The organism is Pararhizobium arenae (assembly GCF_001931685.1).
Lineage (GTDB): Bacteria > Pseudomonadota > Alphaproteobacteria > Rhizobiales > Rhizobiaceae > Pararhizobium > Pararhizobium arenae.
Window position 1 is genome coordinate 504964 of record NZ_MOOY01000002.1, and the last position, 18857, is coordinate 523820.

Sequence of the window (18857 nt, forward strand, 5' to 3'; positions counted from 1 at the left end):
TCTGTCGGCTTCGCCGACATCTCCCCCTCAAGGGGGGAGATCGTTCTTTTCCCTGACCGACCACGATGCCAGAGGCAATCTCCCCCCTTGAGGGGGAGATGTCACGAAGTGACAGAGGGGGGTAAACTTTCGGCAAGTGCGAGATTGCGTCCATGAACGCCGCCCTCCACGGCCCCGTCGGCCAATATTTCGGTTCCATCCGCGCCGCCCTGGCCGGCCTCGAAATCTTCCTTTCCGACCGCAACTCGCCGTTCTACCGCAATTCCGTGGTAGGCGAAGTCGTCGTTCCCTATCTCGCCCGGCTGAAATCCTCGTTTTCCTGCTGGGAAAATCGCGTCGGCTTTATCGAGCAGTTCCGTATCTCCCGCGCCGAAAGCGGCTTTCCGGTTTTCCAGAATGTTCTGGAACTGGAGAACGATCGGCAGACGGCGGAAAAGCGTCTCGCCAGCATTCCCGTCGCCGATGCGCTGCGCGCCGAGATGGCCGATTTCATCCTGCGGCAGAAGGCATTTCCATCGGCTCTGCAAGCCCGCATGGCCGAGCGCCTCTATCTGGAGCAGATCGGCAAGGGCGACATTTTTTCGCCTTTCGTGCTGCCCGAGACCGTCCGCGTCGCGGTCAACCCGAAAACCATGCGGCCCTACTACGTCGTCTGCTGGGGCGCCTTCGACGGCACCAGTACCCTGCCGATGATCTATATGGCGACAATCGAGGATTCGTCCGACAAGATCGTCAAACTGCTGGTGACACCGGATGGCAAGCTGAACCCCGATCAGGATATTCCGCTGCCGATCGGCGGATTGCTCAACCCAGAACTTGCCAGCCGTTTCGATGATTTTGCCTTGAAGAACAGCGCCTATTCACTGACGCCGGTGACCATTGCCACCAATCTCGACAAGGATTTTGAAGAGCTGCACCCGAAGCAACTGCGCCGCATCGTGCTCGGCCCGTTCTATTCGGCGGGCATTACCGAGAACAATGCCCGCATCAACGAAATCCTTTCCAAGGTGCGCAAGGTGGAGAACGCCTGGCTGCTGACATGGACCGTGCAGGAGGTGTTTTCCAAGGCCGAGCGTCCCGCCCAGCGTGGCTTCTGGTCTTCGACGCCGGCGTCTGAAGAATTCCATATCGATACCGACAATCTCGAAGCGACACGCATGGGGGTCAGTTCCTACGAGAAGCACGCTTTGGTGCCGCACGAGGCCTATCAGGCGCTTTATGCCTCGGGCGATGTCGCCTCGATCTTCGGGGATTACAAGGTGCATGTGATTTCGGGAAACCAGGTGGTGAGCGAGGTGTGATCCCATGAGCCTGAATGCCGGCCTGACGACGCTTCATGAAGACGATATCGCCAAGCATCAGGCGGTGGCGCAGGGGTTGGTGACGCGGCTGATCATTCTCGAAGCCGACGACCCTGCTTCATCGACCACGCTTGCCGGCACCGGCCGCCGCTTCGTCTCCACCGTTTCGACCGGCGGCCAGCGCCGCACGCGGGATGTCGAACTGATCAAGACGATCCAGGGCGTGCGCTCCGGTGACCCGCTGATGTCGCCGGCCCAACATGCGTTGCTCTATCGCGGCCGGCGTGGCGCTCAGGTGGCGCTTGCTGTCGCCGACGTCTTTGCCCGCCAGACAGACCTCGAAAGCCTGCAATCGCGCAACGCTTCCGCGCCGTTGGCGGGCGAGGAGGCGACCCGTTTCAAGGCGCTGCTCTCGTCTTCGGCTTACGTTGCCGCCTTCACCTTCTCCGCCTATCTTTCCGCGACGCTGGCCGGGGAGGGTGAGCCTGTCGAGGATGGCGCGGAACCGGATTTCCTGTTTGATACGCCGCAGGATGCGGTGAAGTCGATGATCTCGGCGCTCGACAAGACGATTGCCGGCGCGCCGGATGACGCGGCGCTCACCAGTCGGGCGCGGGCGTTCGCCCGGGTGGCAATCGAAGGCCTGATCGGCCGCAAGGCGCGCTTTACCGGACTTGCGGCCTTCGAGAACGCACACATCCGGCTCGATCAGGACGATTTCACCCTGAACGGTTTCGATGTCGCCCCCGGCGCCAAGCGCAAGCCGCTGGTGATGACCTTCAAGAAGCCGGAAGAGATCATCGGCAACCACATCGCCAAATATCAGGCGCTGAAGCTCGCCAAGATGCTGATGGCCTATGATTTCGACCGTCAAATGAACCCGTTTGTCGAGCTCGGCGGCTTTCTGTTCACCTTCATCGGCGACGGCATGCCGGGGACCGGCAAGACGATCCTGATCCAGATGCTGGCCGGCATGCTCAACGATTACTGCGAGGTGGCGGGCTACGCCTTCCACTACGAGAATTTCGGCGTCGACCAGATTTCTTCCTATCAGGGCAAATCCGGCCAGAACTGCAAGGAATTCGTCAATAACGTCATCAACCCACGCGCCATCGGCTTCGGCACCATCGACGATGTCGATCAGGTCGCGGCCAAGCGCTCGGACGACCGCGCATCCGCCGGCCAGCATGAGGTAACTGCGGTGCTGATGGAGAGTTTTGCCGGTGCCTCGACCGTGGTGCGCGGCAATTGTACTTTCGGCATGTTTTCCAACTATCCTGAAAATGTCGACGATGCGCTGCGCCAGCGCGCCGGTGCCCGCTGGCTGGTGGACGGGCCCCAGACGGAAGCCGATTATATCGACATCTTCGCCTTGCTGGTCGGTAATAACCACAGGATTCCGCTTGGTGAACACGCGCTGTTTGCGGGGCAGGAAATCAAGAAGGCTGTTTCGCAATCCTACGAGGCTCATTCGCGGCCGAAAGAGGAAGGGCTTGTGGCTGTCTGGGAACGCTTCGAGAAGGAAAAGGGTGCGATCAAGACGCTGGCCGATGTCGGCGCCTACCTGCACGAGATCAAGCTTGCCGAGCCACGCTTCACGGGTCGCGCCATCAAGAACATCACCGACGCGATCAAGATGCGGGCGATGGATGTTGAGCTTCCGGATGACTGGTTCAAGGATGCCGGAAGCTTCATGCACAAGCCCTACGACGAGAAGAAGGCGATGATCGAGGAATTGCGCGGTCCCGTCACGCTGCCCATGGTTCTGCAGGAGATCAACCGCTACGCCGACAGCGAATTCCGCTACACCGACAAATCCGACGACGCCGCCATCACCGACATCATCCGCCGGGAACGCCAGCGGGAGAAGGCGATCCGCGAGATCGAGGAGATGAAGCGGGAGGGGCGGTGGTGATGGGATCTAATTAGCTAATAGCGAATTTTCTTGCCCAATAAATTAGCGCGGCGTAGTGTTCCATGAAACAAGTCGTCTTCCACAGGCCTGCATTGAGAATGCTTTCGCGGATGCCGAGAAACGAAGCGGAGAAGGTTAGGGAAAAGATTTTTCAGTATGCAGCCGAACCGGGCTCACTTGCCGCGAACGTCAAGAAATTGCAGGGGCGTGAGGGTTTTAGGTTGCGTGTCGGAAACTGGCGCGTGATTTTCGATGAGGGCGGCAACATTTTGGATATTCTCGATATAGGCAGCCGCGGCAGTATTTATTGAGTGGAGCAATCGGATGAACAGGGTTTCTGAATTTGTCACCCCGGGCGGAGAGGAGCTGGTTGTTCTCCCTCGTGCTGACTATGAATCTCTTGTTGAAATGGCGGAGATGCTTGCGGACGTTGCTGCTTATGACAACGCCAAGCGGCGCATAGTCGATGGCGGTGAAGTCGGTATGCCGATGAAATTCGTCGATCGTCTTATCGACGGAGAAAGCCCGGTGCGCGTCTGGCGCGATTTTCGCGGATTGTCAGGTAAGGAACTTGCTTCGCGGATTGGTATAAGCACGGCCTACCTTTCGGAAATCGAGACTGGCAGAAAGGAGGGTAGTTTATCCGTTCTCAAGGCTATCGCGGTTGCGCTGAATGTTGACCTCGATGACCTCATCTGGGGTGAAGAACGTCCAGCCGTCGATGGCAAAGCGTGATCCTGCGTGACGTGCATCCCATGAAACGCCTCCTCGAAGCGGAATTGATCTACGGCCGGCTGCTCGATATTTCCGAGCAGCATCTGGTTGCGCGCTACAACAAGGCGCTGGCCGGCTTCGGCCTGCGGCAGACGGCGCTCACCTCCTTCCAGATCGACATGACCGGCTTTTCCCCGGAGATCGCTGATGAATTCGGTGATCGGGATTACCTTGACCCGAACCGTGTCAACCGCCGCTTCGTCATCATGACGCCGGCGCAGGAGGAGTTGCCGGTCGTCCATACCAGCTTTTCCAACACGGCTGCGTTGATGCACGAGTTCTTCTCGGCCAATGCCCGTGCCATCAATGCCGTAACCATCCGCGATGCACTCTATGGTGAAATCGAGGACAGCGTTTCCATCGTCAACGATATCGATGATCTGCTGTCAATTAACGAGGTGCGTTTCCGGGTGCTTTCGGCCGAAGACATGTTGGGCAAGGCAGCAGAACTGCGCACGCTCGTCGACCGGCTGAAGACCGTGCCGAATGCCTGGGCGGATGATGATCTCCTGAATCGCATGGTGGAGCTGGCAAAGCTCACCGGCGATATCCGCGAAAACGCGCTCGTGCCTGACAAGCTCGTCTTCCGCCATGATGCCTTCTGGGCCAATCATTTCGGGGGGGTCTATATCTTCCTTGATGAGAAGACGACGACGGTCATTTGCGATCCTTCCGTTCCCGGCTTCCGCCGCTCGCGGCCATGGCAGGTGAGCTATATCAGTCTGTCCGATCACCAGCGCATTTTCGAGTTTCTCGCTTCAACCAACCGGCTGCAGCTGCCGCAAGCCTCCTGGGTTGAAGCCTCAGGGCTCTACCAGCATCGCGCCGACATGGTGATCCGCGCCCTCGTCAACGAAACAGAGCCCACCGTCGATCAGGGTACAATCGATGCCATCTGGCTGCAGACCTGGATGCATAGGAATGCTGCGGTCGTGGCAAAGAACGGGCTCTATCCCTTCCTGCAGAATGCCATCCGCACCGTCATGGCAACGGGGGGCATCAAGATGCAGGATGTACCGGCCCAGCAGCGTTTTCATCTCGTGCGCGCTGCCCCCGATCATCCGGATCAATGGCTGGTCAACCGGCTGGTGGCGCAGTTGACGCCGGAAGATTTTGTCTCCCGCTTCGTCTTCGACAAGCAGGGGTTTTATGCCGCTTATGAACGCTATAGCGAAAAATTTCGCGAATATGTTGTGGCGACGCTGACAGGTGCATATCTGAAGGATAAAGCCGCATTTCGTAGACGCCTTTACGGGCTCAGGGAGGAAACCGCCAATGCTTGATCCGATCGTCACGTTTTTCCAGCGTGTCTTTGCCGCCATCGGACGCGGCATCGGACTTGCGATTTCATGGCTGTTGTCGCCGTTCGTTCTCTTCGCGGCCTGGTATCGTTCCCGCGCCTGGTTCATAAAGGGACCGATCGGCATCATCCTGATCCTGCTGTTCGGCCTTTACGCCTATTTCCTCTGGCAGACGCAGGTCTGGACGAATTTCAATCCCGACTACGTCGATCGCTACAACTTCGCTGCCCGCAAGAACGATGCAGGCCAGCCGACGACGGCTGCCGCCACCCAACCGGCAGCGACCCCTGACGCGACGGCATCGGCAAATGTCACTGCGGAGGTTGCCGTAAGCGAACCGGCGGCGGCTGCCCCGCCACCCGCAGGCAGCACCTGCGAACGTTCCGCAATCGTCGACGTAACCTCGGGCCTTATCGATTTCAACGTCGATGAAAATGCCTGGATTTCCTCCATGCTGCTCTACAAGGCCGGGCTCTTCGGCATGGATTGGGATGATACGCCGTGGCTCGACAACAAGGCGTCGTTCCAGCGCGGCGTCAACCAGGCGATCCGGCGCACGACCATCGAGCTGGTGGATTCGCTCGGCCGCGTTCGTGGCACCTCGGGCATCAACAACAACCTGCAGCGCGCGCGCTCCAACATGCAGTTCGACGAGACCGCCTGGTATTTCGGCCTTGACCCCTTCGGCCCGAAGACACCGACGCCGAGCTTCTACCGCAGCGCCAGCCGCGATCTTATGGCTTTCAACGAGAGCCTCGTGAAATGCGAGGCGATCTTCGACGGTCGCTCCGACAACCTGATCGAATTCCTCGACCGCATCGCGAACGATCTCGGAAGCACCTCGGCGATGGTGCGCGAGCGTTCGGAAAATCACAATGGCGGCTGGTTCGATACGCGGGCAGACGACCGCTTCTGGTTCGCCTATGGCCAGCTTTACGGCTACTACGGCGTGATGTCGGCTGCCGGCGCTGATTTCCATAGCGTGATCAACCAGCGCGGCCTCGGCCCGATCTGGACGGAAAGCATCAAGCAGTTGCGCGCCGCCTTGCGCATCCAGCCGGCGATCATTTCCAACGGCCGAGAAGACGGCTGGATCATGCCGACCCATCTTGCGACCATCGGGTTCTACATCCTGCGCGTCCGGTCCAACATCGTCGAAATGCGCGACGTTCTCGCCCGCTGATCCTGCTGGGACACCATGCGCCCGCCGCTGGCAACCGCTGGCGGCGGGCTTTTTATACGCCGGTAAAACAAAAACTGGCGTTGCCCCCGTTTTCACGATTTTATGGCGTCATAACAATGTGCATTAGGGGAGAAATGCCACATGGGAGAGGTCAAGTCCGACATCGAAATCGCACGCGCCGCCGTGAAAAAGCCGATCTACGAGATCGGCGCACGGCTCGGCATTCCACCGGAAGACCTCGTACCCTACGGGCATGACAAGGCCAAGATCAGTGCCGATTTCATCGCCCGTCAGAAGGGTAAAAAAGACGGCCGGCTGATCCTTGTGACCGCCATCAACCCGACGCCGGCCGGCGAAGGCAAGACGACGACCACCGTTGGATTAGGCGACGGCCTGAACCGGATCGGCAAAAAGGCCGTGGTCTGCATTCGCGAAGCTTCGCTCGGTCCCTGTTTTGGCGTCAAGGGTGGCGCTGCCGGTGGCGGATATTCGCAGGTCGTGCCGATGGAGGATATCAATCTCCATTTTACTGGTGATTTTCACGCCATCACCTCGGCGCACAATCTGCTTTCCGCGCTCATCGACAATCATATCTATTGGGGCAATGCCGAGGGTATCGATGTGCGGCGCATCACCTGGCGGCGGGTGATGGATATGAACGACCGGGCGCTGCGCCATATCGTCGGCTCGCTGGGCGGCGTCGCCAACGGTTTCCCGCGCGAGACCGGCTTTGATATTACCGTGGCATCGGAAGTCATGGCGATTCTTTGCCTGGCGCGAGACCTGAAGGACCTTGAAGCCCGGCTTGGCGATATCATCGTCGGCTATCGCCGCGACAAGACGCCGGTCTTTGCGCGTGACTTGAAGGCCGATGGTGCGATGGCCGTCTTGCTCAAGGATGCCCTTCAGCCGAACCTTGTCCAGACGCTGGAAAACAACCCTGCCTTCGTGCATGGCGGCCCCTTCGCCAACATCGCCCATGGCTGCAACTCGGTGATGGCGACGACGACGGCGCTGAAGCTTGCCGATTACGTGGTGACGGAAGCCGGGTTCGGGGCCGATCTCGGCGCGGAAAAATTCTTCGACATCAAGTGCCGCAAGGCAGGTCTCAAACCTGATGCCGCCGTGATTGTCGCGACCGTGCGCGCCATGAAGATGAACGGCGGCGTGAAGAAGGAAAACCTCGGGGCGGAGAATGTCGAGGCGGTGCGCAAGGGCTGCGCCAATCTCGGGCGCCATGTCCAGAACGTCAAGAAGTTCGGCGTGCCGGCGATTGTCGCTATCAATCACTTCGCGACCGATACGCCCGCAGAAATCCAGGCGGTGAAGGACTATGTGGCGACGCTTGGCGCGGAAGCCGTGCTCTGCCGCCACTGGGCGGAAGGGTCGGCCGGGATCGAGGAACTGGCGCACAAGGTCGTCGAACTGGCGGAAGGCGGGCATGCGCAGTTTTCGCCGCTTTACCCGGATGACATGCCGCTGTTTCAGAAAATCGAGACGATCGCGACCGAAATCTACCATGCCGGCAATGTCATCGCCGACAAGCAGGTACGCGACCAGCTGCATGCCTGGGAGGCGCAGGGCTATGGCCACCTGCCGGTCTGCATGGCAAAGACCCAGTATTCCTTCTCGACCGATCCGAACCTGCGCGGGGCACCCACGGGGCACACGGTGCCGGTGCGCGAGGTGCGGCTTTCGGCCGGTGCCGGTTTTGTGGTGGTCATCACCGGCGAGATCATGACCATGCCTGGCCTGCCCAGCGTGCCGTCGTCGGAGAAGATTTTCCTCAACGACGACGGCTTTATCGAGGGGCTGTTTTAGGAGCGGGCGCTATTCAGCCCATGTAGGTCTACAAATGGTGTTTTTCCGCGCTTCCGGTGCTCACGTACCCAAGTACGCTGCGCTCCGGGTCGAGAACAACATCATTTTCGACACGACCTGGGCTGAATGGCGGCCTTTCCTACGCGCCCGCCTTGTATGGCCCCAGATAGTCCATCTTGCCGACGGGAACACCCTGGTTTCGCAGGATGTCGTACGCCGTGGTGAGGTGGAAGAAGAAGTTCGGGATCGCGAAGGTCAGCAGGTAGTCGTTGCCCGCGAAGGTATGTTCGAGCTTGCCGACCTTGATCGTCACGTCGCGTTCGCCGCTCTCTGCCATGTCCTCCGGTTTCACGGTTTCGAGGAAGGCGATGGTCTTGCGGACGCGCTCTTCGAGCTCTTCGTAGGTTTGTTCGTTGTCCGGAAAGCTCGGTGCCGCAATCGCGGTCGTGCGGCCGACGGCATTCTTGGACGTGTCGCTGACCCGCTGTATCTGGCCGGAAAGCGGCAGCATGTCGGGAGCGAGGCGGGCGTTGAACAGGCTGTCGAGCGGGATCGCCTTTTCCGTCGCGTGGGCTCTGCCTTTTTCGAGCAACGCGGAAAGGATGTTCAGACCGCGCAGGAAAACCGGGATGGAAAGCGAATAGGTGGAAACGGACATAAATGAAATCCTTCTGAGGCACGGCGAATGCCGCGTCAGGCAGATGGGGTTTCGTGTCCATCTCAACAAGTTCCCCGAGATCGGGTTTTGAATATTTCACGGCGGCCATCACCGGCAGTATCGATAGCCGCCCTTCCGCTGCAACACATCGAAATGCAGGTGGTTTTCGTGAGCCTCGTCGCTGCCCGGGTCGAGAACGGTTTCGAAGTATAGGCAACCCGAGGCGGTGACGGCGCGTTGGAAAGCGCCAGAAAGCGTGGAGTCTTCATCGCGCGGTTCGATCGCGATCGTCTTTCCGCTCTTGAAGGTAAAGGAGGCGATGTCAATCGCGTTGCCGCGGGCATGTTCGGAAATCTTGCCGGCCTTGGCATTGTTGCGCAGCCGGCAGATATAACTGGAAGCCTGATTGATGGTGGTCAGTTCACCTTCGCTTTCCAGCGCAGCCTTGGCGGCGGGCAGAACTGCCTCCTTGGTCCAGCGCGCAAGTTCCAGCGCCGTCTCGCAGCGCATCGTGCCTTCGGGCTTGAGCGTGATGCCGGGCAGAACCGTCGTCACCTTCAGCGGCTTGTCGATGCCACAGCCCGAGCCGTCATCAATGCGGGGAACTGATTCGAACGTCGCACCGATGGCCTTGAGGTCGACAAGGCAGGCGGCATGATCCTGTTCGTTTTCCGCCATGATCGGCGCAGGCGGGACGGGCTTCTCGGTCTCCTTTTGCACGTCCGGCTTTTGAGCCTCCGGTTTTGCGTTGTTCCCGATCTCTCCTTCACTCGGCTTCGCCTGGTTGTCCTCGTTCTCGTCAGGTCGTTGCGTCGGCTTTGCAACATTGCCGTTGTTGGACGCATCGCCGGTTTTGGAGTCAAGCTGCTCGGTTTCCGGGCGCTTTTCCGGTGTTGGTCCGGTCGCGGGCAGGGTGGCGGAGGTGAGGGTCAGAATGGCGAGGATCAGGGCGAGGGGACGAAAAGACATGAACGCACTCCATGGGAACCTTTCGGTCTGAACGTGTTCAACGCCTGAATTTGCGGTCGGTTGCATCCGGGTCCGGTTTGCGTGTTGCGATAAAACCAGCCGATAAACCCGGTTGGTAACATTGTGTATTTTAAGTTGACATTATTACTCATGTTTTTTATGGCGGGTTCAGGCGGATGTAGGGTCCGCCGATCGAAAGCATACCCAGCCAGCCCCACGAGCATCTTTACCTCGCCAGCCAGCCCGGTTTGAACACTCAAAGGATTGGTCAATGATTATCCGACGCTCCCGCTCGGTTCTTTTGGCGTGCGCGGCATTTGCCGTCATGTCGTCTTCTGTTTTTTCATTCGCCCAGGATGCATCCGGCGAAACGTCGGCCATCGCAAACACCGAGCAGGCGACCCCGCTCAAGAAACTTGTCGTCAAGGGCAAAAGGGCCGAAGCCGGGTCAGTGGCGGATACGCCGCTTGCGACCCGAACCTCCAAGGAAGAGATCGACGAAAAGGATATCGACAGCCTCGACGATCTCGGTCGCACGACCGAACCCGGCGTGTCCTTCGTTGGCGCGACGCAGAGCGTCAACATTCGCGGCCTGGAAGACGACCGCGTGTTGACCACGATCGACGGCATTCCGATCCCCTATCTCGCCAATGACATCCGAAGCTCCTATGGCGGCGCCAACAGCTTCGATTTCTCGTCTCTATCATCAGTCGATATCCTGCGCGGAGCCGATTCCAGCCGCGCCGGTTCAGGCGCCCTTGGTGGCGCTGTCATCCTGCGCACGCTGGAGCCGGAAGACCTCATCGCGCCCGGCTCGGATGTCGGCGGCATCGTCAAGTTCGGCTATGACAGTTCGGATGCCTCCCTCGGCGGTTCGGCCGCGGTCGCCAAGCGGTTCGGCGATACGTCCGTGCTGTTCCAGGGGAGCTACAAGAAGGGCCATGAGACTGAAACCGGCGGCGATGTCGGTGGTTACGGCTCGACCCGGACGGAAGCGGACCCCGAAGATTACGACAAGAAGAACCTGTTGTTCAAAGTCCGCCACGAGCTGGACGGCGGACACGAGATCGGCGTTACCGCCGAACACTTCAATCAGGATTCGACCACCAATCTGCGCAGCGCCCAGGGCACGACCTATGCGACCGACAATTACGACGAGATCACCGACCTGACCCGTGACCGTATTTCGCTCGATTACCGTTACGAAGCGATCGGCGAAGACAGCCTGATCGATTCCGCCTTCGCAACGCTCTACTATCAGGACACCGAGCGGGACTTCGGCACGGGCGGTTATCGCAACACCGCGCCGATCGGCGATTACAGCCGCATCAGCACCAACGAAGAGAAATCGATCGGCTTCACCGGTTACCTGAACAGCGATTTCCAGACCGGCACGCTTCACCATAATGTCACCGTGGGCGCTGACTTCAACTTCGCGACCACGACGCAGTATCAGAGCGGTGTCGACAGCTGCAGCGTGACCTGGGTGCCGAGTTGCGCGTATTTCCACAACAACCAGGCTGACATGCCGGAAACCGATTCCACCCGGATTGGCCTCTTTGCGGAAGACCGGATCGAGATCGGTGGCACCGATTTCTCGCTGACGCCGGGCGTCCGTCTCGACTGGTACGACTACAGCCCGCAGGAAACCGCCGCCTATGAAGACAACAGCGGTTATGACGGTCTGCCGGCCGGGCAGTCGGATTTTGCGATCTCGCCCAAGCTTCGGGCCGGTTGGCAGGTGACCGACGACGTCGAGCTGTTCGCGCAGTTCGCCACAGGCTTCAAGGCACCGAATGTTTCCCAGCTTTACTCGAACTACGATAATGCACCGCTCTACCGCCAGATCGGCAATCCCGATCTCGAAGCGGAAACCAGCTGGGGCTTCGAGGCAGGCGCAAACCTTGGAGATGAGGATTTCGGCGGGCGGGTGACGGCATTCAGCACCCGCTACAAGAACTTCATCGATACCGAGCTCACCGTCCTTCCCGGCTACATGCTCGGCAGCTACGAGTTCTTCAACCGGGCGAACGTTCGCATTTCCGGCATCGAGGCGCGCGGCAACAAGCGGTTTGGCAACGGCTTCAACCTGCATGGTTCGATTGCCTATGCATACGGCACCGATCTCGATACGGACGAGGTGCTCGCCTCTGTTGCTCCGCTGAAGGGCATCGTCGGCCTGGGCTATGACACCGAAAGCTGGGGCACGGATGTAAGTCTTGTAGCCGCAGCCGGCGTGCGGGATGAATCGACGGCGGCCACCAAGCCAGCAGGCTATGGCATCGTCAACCTCACGGGCTGGTGGGAACCGGAGCAGTTGAACGGCACCCGCCTCCAGGCCGGCGTCTACAACATCTTCGACAATACCTATTTCGATGCGCTCGAGGTGAAGGACATCGCCAACGCTTCCGAGCTCTATTCGGAGGCCGGCCGCTACTTCAAGGTTTCGCTGACGCAGAAATTCTGAGCTTACACATGGAGAATGAGGGAGGGTGTTGTATGGCGCCCTCTTTTTCCATCAGAACGATCGAAATTTCGAATTCATGGCGCTTGCGCATTGCCAAAACCCGCGCTAACAATTTCCGCCATGAAACAGGCACGCACCCTTTCGATCTGGTGGTGGGCTCGCTGAGGCGGCCTTTGACCAGTCATGCGTGATTGAGAGCACAAGCCGCCCGAAAACCTCGAGGCGGCTTTTTTGTATTCGGGCCGGGCGGGGAAGACGGGCCGAAACGGAGCGGAACATGGCGACGACAATACTGACGGACGGTGCTGAGACCTACACGACCAAGGGCGGCATCGAGATCGTAAGACGCAGGCGCGAGGCACCCTATGGGGAAGCGATTTCGAGTTACGTCGATCGGCTCGACGAACGCCGCGGCGCGGTGTTTTCCTCCAACTACGAATATCCCGGCCGTTACACCCGCTGGGATACCGCCGTCATCGATCCGCCGCTTGCCATCTCTTCCTTCGGCCGTTCGCTGTGGATCGAAGCCTATAACGAGCGCGGCGAAGCGCTGCTCGAGATCATCTCTGCCCATCTCGCAGGTGTACCCGACATCACGCTCGGCGAATCGACCAAGCGTCGCCTCGATCTCACAATTAACATGCCGGACCGTGTCTTTACCGAAGAAGAGCGCTCGAAGATCCCGACGGTCTTCACCGTCCTGCGCGCCGTAACCGCACTCTTCTATTCGCAGGAAGATTCGAGCCTCGGTCTTTACGGCGCGTTCGGCTACGATCTCGCCTTCCAGTTCGATGCGATCGAGCTGAAGCTGAAGCGGCCGGACGACCAGCGCGACATGGTGCTGTTCCTGCCAGATGAAATCCTCGTCGTCGATCACTATTCCGCCAAGGCCTGGATCGATCGCTATGACTTCACAAAGTGCGGTATCACCACCGAGGGCAAGGCCGGCGATATCGAGCCGGAACCTTTCCGCACCGTCGACAGCATCCCGCCGCATGGCGATCACCGTCCCGGCGAATATGCCGAACTGGTAACCAAGGCGAAGGAAAGTTTTCGGCGCGGCGATCTGTTCGAGGTCGTACCGGGTCAGAAGTTCTACGAGCGCTCCGACAGCAAGCCGTCGGAAATCTCCAATCGGCTGAAGGCGATCAATCCGTCGCCTTATTCTTTCTTTATCAACCTCGGAAACCAGGAATATCTGGTCGGCGCTTCGCCGGAGATGTTCGTGCGTGTCTCCGGTCGCCGCATCGAGACCTGCCCGATTTCCGGCACGATCAAACGCGGTGCCGATCCGATCGCCGACTCGGAGCAGATCCTGAAGCTCCTGAATTCCAAGAAGGACGAGTCGGAGCTGACCATGTGCTCGGACGTCGACCGCAACGACAAGAGCCGCGTCTGCGAACCGGGATCGGTCAAGGTCATCGGCCGCCGCCAGATCGAGATGTATTCGCGCCTCATCCACACGGTCGACCACATCGAAGGTCGTCTGCGCGACGACATGGATGCCTTTGACGGTTTCCTCTCCCATGCATGGGCCGTCACCGTCACTGGTGCACCAAAACTCTGGGCTATGCGCTTCATCGAAAGCCATGAGAAGAGCCCGCGCGCCTGGTACGGCGGCGCGATCGGCATGGTCGGCTTCAACGGCGACATGAACACGGGGCTTACGCTGCGCACCATCCGCATCAAGGATGGCATTGCCGAGGTGCGCGCCGGCGCGACGTTGCTCAACGACAGCAACCCGGAAGAGGAAGAGGCCGAAACCGAACTGAAGGCATCCGCCATGATCGCAGCCATTCGTGATGCAAAATCCGCCAACAGCGGCAAGGCCGGACGCGATGTTGCCTCCGTCGGGGCAGGGGTCAACATCCTGCTGGTCGATCATGAAGACTCCTTTGTACATACGCTCGCCAACTACTTCCGCCAGACGGGCGCAACCGTGAACACGGTTCGCACACCGGTTGCAGAAGAACTGCTGGATACGCTGAAGCCCGATCTCGTCGTGCTGTCGCCCGGTCCGGGCATGCCGAAGGATTTCGATTGCAAGGCGACGATCAAGAAGGCGCGGGCGCGCAACCTGCCGATCTTCGGCGTCTGCCTCGGCCTGCAGGCGCTGGCGGAAGCCTATGGCGGCGATCTGCGCCAACTGGCGATCCCCATGCACGGCAAGCCGTCGCGCATCCGCGTTCTGGAGCCGGGCATCGTTTTCTCCGGTCTCGGCAAGGAAGTGACGGTTGGCCGTTATCACTCGATCTTTGCCGATCCCTCGACGCTTCCGCGCGATTTCATGATCACGGCCGAAAGCGATGACGGCACGATCATGGGTATCGAACATGTGAAGGAACCGATTGCGGCCGTTCAATTCCATCCGGAATCGATTATGACGCTCGGCGGAGACGCCGGAATGCGCATGATCGAAAACGTGGTTGCCCACCTTGCCAAGAAGGCCAAGGTCAAGGCCGCCTAAAACATTCCGGACGCGACTCTTTTAGCCGCCGCGCCCGATAAAGGCGCGGCGGTTGTTTATTTTGCAGGGACTTCGCCAATGAACAAAACCGAGAGCAAGAAGAGCGCGCAGTGGCTTGCCTTCTGGAGCATTCCACTGGCCATCGTGGTCCTGGGGCTCAAGATGGGAGCCTGGTGGGTGACCGGATCAGTTGCGCTGCTCTCCGACGGCCTGGAATCGATCGTCAATGTCGTGGCCGCCGTCGTTGCCTTCATGGTGATCGGCTATGCGGCAAAACCTGCCGATGCAGGCCATCCTTTCGGGCATTACAAGGCTGAGTATTTCTCTGCTGTTATCGAGGGCGTGCTGATCGTTGTGGCGGCGCTGCTCATTGTCTGGGAAGCGATCCCGGCAATGTTGTCGCCGCGCCTGCCGGATGCGCCTGCGCTTGGTCTGGGTATCAACCTGCTCGCTGGCGTGATCAATGCGGTGTGGGCCTGGGTCTTGATCAGTTCCGGACGCCGGCTGCGTTCGCCGGCGCTTGAAGCCGATGGCCATCATATCCTTTCGGATGTCGTGACCTCTGTTGGCGTTCTCTTCGGTCTCGTGCTGGCGATCGCCACGGGCTACGCGGTGCTTGACCCGCTGCTCGCGATCATCGTTGCTTGCAACATTCTCTATCAGGGCTGGAAGGTCATTGCCCGCTCGGTGGATGGCCTGATGGACCGCGCCGTGCCGGCCGATGAGGAAGAGGCGATCAAGCAGGCGATTGCCGCCAATGCCGCCGGTTCGCTCGGCGTGCATGATTTGAAGACACGGCAGGCTGGGCCGGTGATCTTCGTCGATTTCCATATGGTCGTTCCCTCCGCCATGCCGGTGCGGGAAGCGCATGACATCTGCGATTGCCTTGAAGATGCCATTCGCGTCGTTCATCCGGGCGCCAGGATTGCCATTCATGTGGAGCCGGAGGGTGAAAAGGCCCACGGCATCCGCGTCAAAGTCGTTGAAGGATTGAACTCATGAGCAAGACCGATGTGTCCGGCCTCTCGCAGCTGGGGCAGGCCGTTGTCTCCCCGACGAACCCTGAAGAGGCCGTTCTGGAGCGCGTGCCGAGCAACCATGCCGGCACCGATTTCGTGGTGCGTTTTACCGCGCCCGAATTCACCTCGCTCTGCCCGATGACCGGGCAGCCGGATTTTGCGCATATCGTCATCGATTATGTGCCGGATGGCTGGCTGGTCGAATCCAAGTCGCTGAAGCTCTATTTGCATTCCTTCCGCAACCACGGCGCCTTCCATGAGGATTGCACGATCGGCATCGCCAAGCGGCTGGTTGATCTGCTTGCGCCGAAGTGGCTCAGGATCGGCGCCTACTGGTATCCGCGCGGCGGCATCCCCATTGATGTCTTCTGGCAGACGGGTGCGCCGCCGGAAGGCGTGTGGCTGCCGGATCAGGGCGTACAGCCCTATCGCGGGCGTGGGTGATATCAAAAGAAAACGGCGGGCCAAAAGCCCGCCGTTTTCGTTTTCATGGTTTGCTCGATCAGTTGAAGATCAGAGCCAGGCCGGCAAGCGCGGTGATGCCGCCGAGAATGCGGGACAGAACGCCACCGGCCGAAAGCTTGCCGATGCCGATGCCAAGGCCGATACCGGCAACATGCAGAAGCGCGGTCGCGATAACGAAACCAGCGCCGAAGGGCAGGGCGCCGGCAGCACCGAGTTCACCGCCATGGGCGTAGCCATGGAAGAGAGCGAAGATGCCGACAACAGCCGCACATGCGGCCGTTTCCATGCGCACCGCCATGGCGACCAGCAGGCCGAGCGCGACGATCGACGCGAGGATGGCCGGCTCGACAAAAGGCAGCGAGACGCCGCCAAGCGCCAGCGCGAAGCCGAATGCCATTGTGCCGACGAACGCGGAGGGAACCGCCCAGAGGGCGCGGCCCCCGATCTGCGCCGCCCAAAGGCCGACGGCGACCATGACGAGGATATGATCAAGCCCGGAGAGCGGGTGAGTGAAGCCGGCCATCAAGGAGCCATGTTCGGCGGGATCGAGATGGGCGAAGGCGGGAGCCGAGGAAACCGCGAGGATAGCGGCGGCGAGAGCAAGACTTTTTTTCATTGAGTTCCCCACTGACGGGCGGATGCTTGGGAGGCGGACCCGCCGGATGCAAATGCGTGACGCGCTTATCTTATTGTCCGGCGGATGGCTGTCCATACGGCATTTGCCTTATCCGGGTTCTTTTCCTTAGCTTCAGCTTTACCCTTTCATCGTCAACCGCTTTTGTTGCATTGTTTTCGCAGTCGAGTCGCCTTATCTGATGGCGGCAGAACAACACGAATTTCGCGGGAGACAGCGGATGAACGAAGACGACGAAGACAAGAAGACGGAACTGCCTTTGGGCAAGGAGACCGAGGCGAATCTGTTCAAGTCGCGCTCGATCTTTATCTACGGCCCGATCAACCAGGAACTGGCGCAGAAGGTCTGCTCGCAACTCGTGGCGCTTGCCGCTGCCAGCGACGAAGACATCCGTATCTTCGTCAACTCCCCGGGCGGCCATGTCGAATCCGGCGATTCGATCCATGACATGATCAAGTTCATCAAGCCGAAGGTCTGGATCATCGGTTCCGGCTGGGTCGCTTCCGCTGGTGCGCTGATCTATGTGGCAGCCCCGAAGGAGCGCCGCATTTGCCTGCCGAACACCCGCTTCCTGCTTCATCAACCGTCCGGCGGTACCCGCGGCATGGCCTCGGACATCGAGATCCAGGCGCGTGAAATCATCAAGATGAACGAGCGCCTGAACAAGATCTTCGCTGACGCCACCGGCCAGCCGATCGAAAAGATCGCCAAGGATACGGACCGCGACTACTGGCTCTCCGCCGAGGAAGCCAAGGCTTATGGTCTGGTTTCCCGCATCATCACGTCTTCGGCCGATATCTGATCGAACGACGCATGATTTCAAAAACCCCATCGGCTCGCGCCCGTGGGGTTTTTTCTATTGCCGAAGAGCAAGTGGATGGACTGCCAGTGCCCGGTCAATCGTCACAAGCTTCAGGCTTTCGACGGCGCATTGGGCGAGGAGAAGGCGGTCGAAAGGATCGCGGGTTGGCGGCTCGGGTTCTACATGGCGAAGCGCGTGGTGCTCTGTGATCGGTAGACACGTGATGTTGGCGTTGCGCGCCACCTCGGGAAGTATCTCCGGGGGAACCGGGATCGGAAGCTTTCCAAGGCGCCACTTGATGGCGATTTCCCATAGGGTCGCAACGCTCAGATAAAGATCGTTTTGCGGAGATCCGAGTTCGACCGCGATCCTGGCCGGAAGATGTTGCATCCGTTCCTCGACCATGGCGATAAAGATATGAGTGTCGAGGAGCAGCCGCATTATTTTTCGAGAAAAGGCGGCAGGGGCGTTATGAGAAAGTCCTCCGGCAAAGGATCATCGAAATCCTCCGAAATCTCACCGAAGATTTGTGTGATACCGTGTTCCTTCTTGAACGCGCGGAGCCCCTCCCAATCAATCCCGCCCTTCTTTTTCGCGGGAACGAGGTCCATCATCGGCTTGCCGTCGAGGGTAACAGTGATCGTCTCACCGCCATCGACACGGCGGGCGAGTTCCAGCAGGCGTTCCTGAGCTTCGCGGATCGGGATCATCGTCATAGGGCTAATGTAGCCGCTTTGCGGTTGCTTCGCAAATCCACTGAGCGGCCCGTGTTTTTTCAAAACACCTCCCTTGCTCCGGAAATCATCCCCGGTTATACAGTTTGCATGCAGACCAATGGCGCACAGATCAACGAACAGGCTTCCCACGTGCATTTTGCCGTGTGTGACCGTGCGTGCGCCTCGCTTCTTCTTCTCGGCCTTATCAGCGGTTGCCGGGTTCTTTGAAGGAGCGCCCGGTGGCCCAAAGCCCACCGGCCCAAGCTCCTTCGCCTCATGAAATCCTTCAAGAAAAGAACCACTAAAGGCAGATTTTGCCATCGCATTGCGACCGATGATCGGTTATGGCATGCGGGCAATGCGCC

General features: G+C 59.5%; 17 protein-coding genes. 12 read left to right on the forward strand and 5 right to left on the reverse strand.

All coding sequences use genetic code 11. The features are described from left to right. Positions 1-152: 152 nt before the first annotated feature. The 7 genes from BLX89_RS05775 to BLX89_RS05805 all read left to right on the forward strand — a co-directional run bounded on the left by BLX89_RS05775 (position 153) and on the right by BLX89_RS05805 (position 8295). A complete protein-coding gene (locus tag BLX89_RS05775) occupies positions 153-1301 on the forward strand; it encodes a hypothetical protein (protein WP_075289685.1) in 1149 nt (382 codons plus the stop codon). 4 nt (positions 1302-1305) lie between these two features. Further along, positions 1306-3216, forward strand: coding sequence for an AAA family ATPase (locus tag BLX89_RS05780; protein WP_075289686.1), 1911 nt, complete (start codon positions 1306-1308; stop codon positions 3214-3216). Positions 3217-3278: 62 nt separating this feature from the next. Further along, positions 3279-3527: a type II toxin-antitoxin system RelE family toxin gene (locus tag BLX89_RS05785; RefSeq protein ID WP_075289687.1), complete on the forward strand. Its 249-nt coding sequence runs from the start codon at positions 3279-3281 to the stop codon at positions 3525-3527. A gap of 13 nt (positions 3528-3540) precedes the next feature. Continuing rightward, a complete protein-coding gene (locus BLX89_RS05790; RefSeq protein WP_075289688.1) occupies positions 3541-3951 on the forward strand; it encodes a helix-turn-helix domain-containing protein in 411 nt (136 codons plus the stop codon). A gap of 20 nt (positions 3952-3971) precedes the next feature. Further along, complete coding sequence (locus BLX89_RS05795; RefSeq protein ID WP_075289856.1) at positions 3972-5273, forward strand: DUF6638 family protein; 1302 nt, start codon at positions 3972-3974, stop codon at positions 5271-5273. Continuing rightward, positions 5266-6474 carry a DUF2333 family protein gene (locus BLX89_RS05800; protein WP_075289689.1) on the forward strand — a complete coding sequence of 403 codons (1209 nt, stop codon included), beginning with the start codon at positions 5266-5268 and terminating at the stop codon, positions 6472-6474. Before BLX89_RS05795 ends, BLX89_RS05800 begins: the two co-directional genes overlap by 8 nt. Positions 6475-6615: 141 nt before the next feature. Then, positions 6616-8295, forward strand: coding sequence for a formate--tetrahydrofolate ligase (locus BLX89_RS05805; RefSeq protein ID WP_075289690.1), 1680 nt, complete (start codon positions 6616-6618; stop codon positions 8293-8295). A 139-nt stretch (positions 8296-8434) separates the two neighbouring features. On the opposite strand, the gene BLX89_RS05810 is transcribed toward BLX89_RS05805, so the two are convergent. Further along, positions 8435-8953 (reverse strand): DUF1993 domain-containing protein, encoded by a 519-nt coding sequence (locus BLX89_RS05810; protein WP_075289691.1) that lies wholly within the window; start codon positions 8951-8953, stop codon positions 8435-8437. 108 nt (positions 8954-9061) lie between these two features. Next, on the reverse strand, positions 9062-9922 hold the full coding sequence (locus tag BLX89_RS05815; RefSeq protein ID WP_075289692.1) for an extensin-like domain-containing protein: 861 nt from the start codon (positions 9920-9922) through the stop codon (positions 9062-9064). A 271-nt stretch (positions 9923-10193) separates the two neighbouring features. Here BLX89_RS05815 and BLX89_RS05820 point away from each other — a divergent pair, with 271 nt between their 5' ends. The 4 genes from BLX89_RS05820 to queF all read left to right on the forward strand — a co-directional run bounded on the left by BLX89_RS05820 (position 10194) and on the right by queF (position 16319). Beyond that, positions 10194-12389, forward strand: coding sequence for a TonB-dependent hemoglobin/transferrin/lactoferrin family receptor (locus tag BLX89_RS05820; protein ID WP_075289693.1), 2196 nt, complete (start codon positions 10194-10196; stop codon positions 12387-12389). Positions 12390-12666: 277 nt separating this feature from the next. Continuing rightward, positions 12667-14856: an anthranilate synthase gene (locus BLX89_RS05825; RefSeq protein WP_075289694.1), complete on the forward strand. Its 2190-nt coding sequence runs from the start codon at positions 12667-12669 to the stop codon at positions 14854-14856. Between the two features lie 78 nt (positions 14857-14934). Continuing rightward, complete coding sequence (locus tag BLX89_RS05830) at positions 14935-15858, forward strand: cation diffusion facilitator family transporter (protein WP_075289695.1); 924 nt, start codon at positions 14935-14937, stop codon at positions 15856-15858. Beyond that, positions 15855-16319, forward strand: coding sequence for a preQ(1) synthase (gene queF / locus BLX89_RS05835; RefSeq protein WP_075289696.1), 465 nt, complete (start codon positions 15855-15857; stop codon positions 16317-16319). Before BLX89_RS05830 ends, queF begins: the two co-directional genes overlap by 4 nt. 58 nt (positions 16320-16377) lie before the next feature. On the opposite strand, the gene BLX89_RS05840 is transcribed toward queF, so the two are convergent. After that, positions 16378-16956 (reverse strand): HupE/UreJ family protein, encoded by a 579-nt coding sequence (locus BLX89_RS05840; protein ID WP_075289697.1) that lies wholly within the window; start codon positions 16954-16956, stop codon positions 16378-16380. 238 nt (positions 16957-17194) lie between these two features. On the opposite strand from BLX89_RS05840, the gene BLX89_RS05845 reads away from it, so the two are divergent. Beyond that, positions 17195-17776: an ATP-dependent Clp protease proteolytic subunit gene (locus tag BLX89_RS05845; RefSeq protein WP_075289698.1), complete on the forward strand. Its 582-nt coding sequence runs from the start codon at positions 17195-17197 to the stop codon at positions 17774-17776. A gap of 54 nt (positions 17777-17830) precedes the next feature. On the opposite strand, the gene BLX89_RS05850 is transcribed toward BLX89_RS05845, so the two are convergent. Together BLX89_RS05850 and BLX89_RS25405 are read right to left on the reverse strand one after the other, a co-directional pair. Further along, positions 17831-18217 (reverse strand): type II toxin-antitoxin system VapC family toxin, encoded by a 387-nt coding sequence (locus BLX89_RS05850; protein WP_075289699.1) that lies wholly within the window; start codon positions 18215-18217, stop codon positions 17831-17833. Beyond that, positions 18217-18813 (reverse strand): type II toxin-antitoxin system Phd/YefM family antitoxin, encoded by a 597-nt coding sequence (locus BLX89_RS25405; RefSeq protein WP_342587587.1) that lies wholly within the window; start codon positions 18811-18813, stop codon positions 18217-18219. The genes BLX89_RS05850 and BLX89_RS25405 overlap by 1 nt, the downstream gene beginning before the upstream one ends. Positions 18814-18857: the final 44 nt, after the last annotated feature.

Coding starts and splice junctions, on each gene's coding strand:
- BLX89_RS05775 (WP_075289685.1), top strand. CDS start 153: ATGAACGCCGCCCTCCACGGCCCCGTCGGCCAATATTTCGGTTCCATC.
- BLX89_RS05780 (WP_075289686.1), top strand. CDS start 1,306: ATGAGCCTGAATGCCGGCCTGACGACGCTTCATGAAGACGATATCGCC.
- BLX89_RS05785 (WP_075289687.1), top strand. CDS start 3,279: ATGAAACAAGTCGTCTTCCACAGGCCTGCATTGAGAATGCTTTCGCGG.
- BLX89_RS05790 (WP_075289688.1), top strand. CDS start 3,541: ATGAACAGGGTTTCTGAATTTGTCACCCCGGGCGGAGAGGAGCTGGTT.
- BLX89_RS05795 (WP_075289856.1), top strand. CDS start 3,972: ATGAAACGCCTCCTCGAAGCGGAATTGATCTACGGCCGGCTGCTCGAT.
- BLX89_RS05800 (WP_075289689.1), top strand. CDS start 5,266: ATGCTTGATCCGATCGTCACGTTTTTCCAGCGTGTCTTTGCCGCCATC.
- BLX89_RS05805 (WP_075289690.1), top strand. CDS start 6,616: ATGGGAGAGGTCAAGTCCGACATCGAAATCGCACGCGCCGCCGTGAAA.
- BLX89_RS05810 (WP_075289691.1), bottom strand. CDS start 8,953: ATGTCCGTTTCCACCTATTCGCTTTCCATCCCGGTTTTCCTGCGCGGT.
- BLX89_RS05815 (WP_075289692.1), bottom strand. CDS start 9,922: ATGTCTTTTCGTCCCCTCGCCCTGATCCTCGCCATTCTGACCCTCACC.
- BLX89_RS05820 (WP_075289693.1), top strand. CDS start 10,194: ATGATTATCCGACGCTCCCGCTCGGTTCTTTTGGCGTGCGCGGCATTT.
- BLX89_RS05825 (WP_075289694.1), top strand. CDS start 12,667: ATGGCGACGACAATACTGACGGACGGTGCTGAGACCTACACGACCAAG.
- BLX89_RS05830 (WP_075289695.1), top strand. CDS start 14,935: ATGAACAAAACCGAGAGCAAGAAGAGCGCGCAGTGGCTTGCCTTCTGG.
- queF (WP_075289696.1), top strand. CDS start 15,855: ATGAGCAAGACCGATGTGTCCGGCCTCTCGCAGCTGGGGCAGGCCGTT.
- BLX89_RS05840 (WP_075289697.1), bottom strand. CDS start 16,956: ATGAAAAAAAGTCTTGCTCTCGCCGCCGCTATCCTCGCGGTTTCCTCG.
- BLX89_RS05845 (WP_075289698.1), top strand. CDS start 17,195: ATGAACGAAGACGACGAAGACAAGAAGACGGAACTGCCTTTGGGCAAG.
- BLX89_RS05850 (WP_075289699.1), bottom strand. CDS start 18,217: ATGCGGCTGCTCCTCGACACTCATATCTTTATCGCCATGGTCGAGGAA.
- BLX89_RS25405 (WP_342587587.1), bottom strand. CDS start 18,813: ATGGCAAAATCTGCCTTTAGTGGTTCTTTTCTTGAAGGATTTCATGAG.